Below are 3318 nucleotides of genomic sequence, written 5' to 3'. Positions count from 1 at the left end.
GTGTTTCACAGACCCACCTTGGCACAACGCGATGCCGCTGGCGGGGCCATCCACACCATCAATGGCGCCACGATGGCACGTCTCTGGCTCGACGCGACCTACGTAAAGGTGCGCAAGGGCGGGCGGATCGTTAGTCGAGCGGCGGTAATCGCGTGCCCTGCGGGCATCCGTCAACGAGGACGGCAAGCGCGAGCTTTCCGGCGTCGCCACCGGGCCTTCCGAGGCGCTCAGGAGCTTTCGCCGCGCCACCGGCGCGACGGTCCCCTGCACCGTTCTGGACGGACTTCCTCCGATCTCTCGTCGACCGTGGCCTGCGCGGCGTGCTGGAGTTGACCGGCTTTCACGGACGCCCCGAGAGTTCAGCCGGAGGTGTCCACGATGTCCCGCTACCGCCCCGCCTACCCGCCGGAGTTCCGGCGCCAGCTGGTCGACCTGGTCCGGTCCGGCCGCACACCCAAGGAGTTGTCGCGTGAGTTCGAGCCGAGCGCGGCGTCGATCGCCGGTTGGGTCCGGCGCGCCGACGCCCGTGACGGCAAGCGTCCCGATGTCCTGACGACGGCCGAGCGCGAGGAGCTTGCCCGCCTGCGCCGCGAGAACCGCCAGCTCCGGCAGGAGAGGGCCATTCTGGCAAAGGCTACGGCCTGGTTCGCGGCGGCCCCGAACGGGCGTACCAACTGATGCGGACGAACCAGGCCACGCACCCCGTCCGCATCATGCTGGGCGTGTCGGCCTCGGACTTCTAGGCTTGGCGCGACCGGCAGCCGTCGGAACGGCAGAGAAGCGATGCTGCCCTTCAGCGCCGCATCCGGACGATCCACGCCGTGTCCCATGGCACCTATGATGCCCCGCGCATCCAGGCCGAACTGCGGGTCGAGGGTGTACATGTGGGGCGCAAGCGCGTCGCCCGGCTGATGCGCGAGGCCAAGATCGCGGGCGTCAGCCGAAGGCGTGGGGCCGTCCCCACCACCGTCCGTGTGATGGAGCGAACCTCCGCCGGGGGGGATCTTGTCCGCCGAGACTTCTCAGCCGACGGCCCCGACAAGCTCTGGCTAGCCGACATCACGTTCATCCCAACGGCGGCGGGCTTTCTGTTCCTCGCCGTCGTCCTCGATCCCTGGTCGAGACGGATCGTGGGCTGGGCCTTTTCCCATGACCTGCGCACGCAGATCGTCCTCGATGCGCTCGACATGGCGCTGGCGGCCCGCAAACCAAAGGATATCATACATCATTCGGATAAGGGCGGGCAAGGCGGTCTAAACCGGTCGTCGCAACGCTTGTATTCTGCGTTGTAGCAAGCAGCTTGTCCAAGGCCTCGGCAGGCGTTTTCCACCCCAGCGTCTCACGCGGCCTGCCGTGGCAGATCATGCCCGCAAGACGGTCCTCGACGCACCGCCTCAGGCCGTCGTTGCGCTCGATCTTCGTGGGACGTGGGCGCCGACCTGCCCGCTCGGAATGCCATTACGCCGTGGTAGCCCGGTACGCCAAGCCGCCGCTGCGCGTCGCAGCGTTCCGGCGCAACTCACGCGAGATGGCGGACGGCGCACGGCCCAGACGCCGGGCGATCTTGCGCACGCCATGATCCTGCACCTTGAGCAGCGCGATCTCCTCGCGCTCGGCAAACGACAGATAGCGCCCCGAGGGCGAAGGCGCCCACGGCGCCAGATGCGATGGTGGCATACCGCCGGCCTCCCGAAACCACCGCGATCCTACCGCCGGAGCCACACCCGCGCAGCGGCGCCCTCAACCGTCGACCCGAAGCCTGCTTCCGTGCCCACATTGCAACCCTCCGTCTCGAAGCGTTGCGACGACCGTTTGAGACCGCCTTCGAACTCTTCAACACGGGCCGCAAGCGGCGACAGGTCGAAGCCGTAGGCTTCGACGATGCGTCCCTCACCGTCCCTGCGGCCCCATCACTTGCCATTGGGGCTATCCTTGAAAGAGATCACGCTGATCTCAGCAAGGCGCCGCGCGTGGCGCTTGAGCGCGGAAAGCCCGTCTGCTCCATCAAATAGGCGTTCGACGCCCAGACGATCGGGCGCTGCCCCTCCTCCCAGTCCTGGGCTTGCGTGAAGGCCCCCAACGTATCGAGGAGCATCATGTCGCCGCCCTTCAGGCCGATATGTGCCCCCACGCGCTTCACCACAACGAAGGCCCGTGTTTTGGGCACTGCTACCCGTTCTCCGGCTTGGGCAAGTTGCTCAGCAACCCCAAGACCCGGTGTCGGCTTGCGCCAACCTGTATGTTTCATGCCGGTATCTCACCTCCGGTTATGTGGAGGCAAAAGAAAGCCGTTCACTCAAGAGCGTTCGTCGTTGACAGTGAATCCTGAGAGACTTGTCTTTAAGACGACCAAACCATTAAGGTCAGCTCTCAGGCCACGCCGCTTGGGGGCTTTTCTTTTGACTTTACTTCGATTGACGTTCCTTTTTGTTCCTTGCCTCGTCGTTCTGGAGAATATGCCGCTGATATTGTCGTCAGTCGGTTTCCCTCCCCGAGCCTTCGGCGCTCAAGTAGTCGGCGACTAAATCTCCGAGCTTCTCGAGACGCTCTTGATCTATCGGCACACCTGCAACCTTGATGGATAAGTTTCCATCGACTGAAGTCGCCAAAAGATTTCGGTTGCCCACCTTGCGTTTGACCGTCAGCTTTCTGGGCTTTGCCTTCGGTTTGGGCTTGGGTTTGTTCGCCTCTCTAAGCTCGCTAAGGCTTCCTGCAAATCACGAAAGCTCATGTCGTAGACATTTCCGAACACGTTCAGGATTTGATCCTGCGCGGCGAAGACAGACCTCGCTCGTGAGACTAGGCTCTCATGCACGCCAATTTTCTTCGCGAAAGCCACAACTGTCAGCTTGTCTGCGCCAGAAGCCAGCGTTTTATACAATTCACCAATCGAAACCAAATGCTCGAATGGGCTGAGATTCTCGCGCTCCTCATTCTCGCGGAACCGCAGAAACAACATCTCAAACTTGCTGTTCTCGGCGTTTCGCGCGTCCGGCGAAGCGAGGATTGCACGAAGAGGGCCTTGTTGCACGAAGCCTGTCCGGGATTCACATGGCGAGTCCAGCGGCATAGCTGGACGGCATGTTCAAGCCTGCCCCGACCCGCTACCGAACCCTGAAGTGGTCCGCCTTTAACGCCGCGCTTCGTAAGCGCGGATCGCTGACCGTTTGGTTCGACCCATCGACGCCGTGGCGCGCGGCGTCTTCGGGCAAGCGTGGCGCGCAGCCGATCTACAGCGGTGAGGAGGATCAGGAAAGGCCCCAGCGGGGCGTTTCCCCGACGAACCTCGAGGTCCGGGCAGTCGAGATCACCGGGAGC

Annotated in this window: 5 protein-coding genes and 4 pseudogenes; 5 read left to right on the top strand and 4 right to left on the bottom strand. The window is 63.5% G+C overall.

The window, feature by feature from the left end; all coding sequences use genetic code 11:
• Positions 1-81: 81 nt before the first annotated feature.
• The 4 genes and pseudogenes from Q1B08_RS21110 to Q1B08_RS21095 all read left to right on the top strand — a co-directional run.
• A pseudogene (locus tag Q1B08_RS21110) lies at positions 82-323 on the top strand (transposase); the annotation flags it as partial.
• Positions 324-378: 55 nt separating this feature from the next.
• Positions 379-678, top strand: coding sequence for a transposase (locus Q1B08_RS21105; protein WP_299823242.1), 300 nt, complete (start codon positions 379-381; stop codon positions 676-678).
• Positions 679-794: 116 nt separating this feature from the next.
• Positions 795-938 (top strand): annotated as a pseudogene (locus tag Q1B08_RS21100) (IS3 family transposase); the annotation flags it as partial.
• Positions 912-1292: a DDE-type integrase/transposase/recombinase gene (locus Q1B08_RS21095; RefSeq protein WP_366140085.1), complete on the top strand. Its 381-nt coding sequence runs from the start codon at positions 912-914 to the stop codon at positions 1290-1292. The pseudogene Q1B08_RS21100 and the gene Q1B08_RS21095, both read left to right, overlap by 27 nt.
• A gap of 67 nt (positions 1293-1359) precedes the next feature.
• Here the strand turns inward: Q1B08_RS21095 and Q1B08_RS21090 are convergent.
• The 4 genes and pseudogenes from Q1B08_RS21090 to Q1B08_RS21075 form a co-directional block, all read right to left on the bottom strand.
• Positions 1360-1725, bottom strand: a pseudogene (locus tag Q1B08_RS21090) (helix-turn-helix domain-containing protein); the annotation flags it as partial.
• Entirely contained in the window at positions 1707-1883 is a 177-nt protein-coding gene (locus Q1B08_RS21085) for a helix-turn-helix domain-containing protein (protein WP_299823244.1), read from the bottom strand. The pseudogene Q1B08_RS21090 and the gene Q1B08_RS21085, both read right to left, overlap by 19 nt.
• Before the next feature lie 59 nt (positions 1884-1942).
• A complete protein-coding gene (locus Q1B08_RS21080; RefSeq protein WP_299823239.1) occupies positions 1943-2248 on the bottom strand; it encodes a helix-turn-helix domain-containing protein in 306 nt (101 codons plus the stop codon).
• A 393-nt stretch (positions 2249-2641) separates the two neighbouring features.
• The gene (locus Q1B08_RS21075; protein WP_299823236.1) at positions 2642-3031 is read right to left on the bottom strand and encodes a hypothetical protein; all 390 of its coding nucleotides are present in this window, start codon (positions 3029-3031) and stop codon (positions 2642-2644) included.
• Positions 3032-3081: 50 nt separating this feature from the next.
• On the opposite strand from Q1B08_RS21075, the pseudogene Q1B08_RS21070 reads away from it, so the two are divergent.
• Positions 3082-3318: pseudogene (locus Q1B08_RS21070) on the top strand (hypothetical protein); the annotation flags it as partial.

Source organism: uncultured Jannaschia sp., from assembly GCF_947494025.1.
Lineage (GTDB): Bacteria > Pseudomonadota > Alphaproteobacteria > Rhodobacterales > Rhodobacteraceae > Jannaschia.
This window is presented reverse-complemented; position numbering and strand designations above follow the sequence as displayed.

Bases quoted from the DNA above. Each gene is read 5' to 3' on its own strand.
- Q1B08_RS21080 (WP_299823239.1), bottom strand. From the start codon at position 2,248: ATGAAACATACAGGTTGGCGCAAGCCGACACCGGGTCTTGGGGTTGCT.
- Q1B08_RS21105 (WP_299823242.1), top strand. From the start codon at position 379: ATGTCCCGCTACCGCCCCGCCTACCCGCCGGAGTTCCGGCGCCAGCTG.
- Q1B08_RS21095 (WP_366140085.1), top strand. From the start codon at position 912: ATGCGCGAGGCCAAGATCGCGGGCGTCAGCCGAAGGCGTGGGGCCGTC.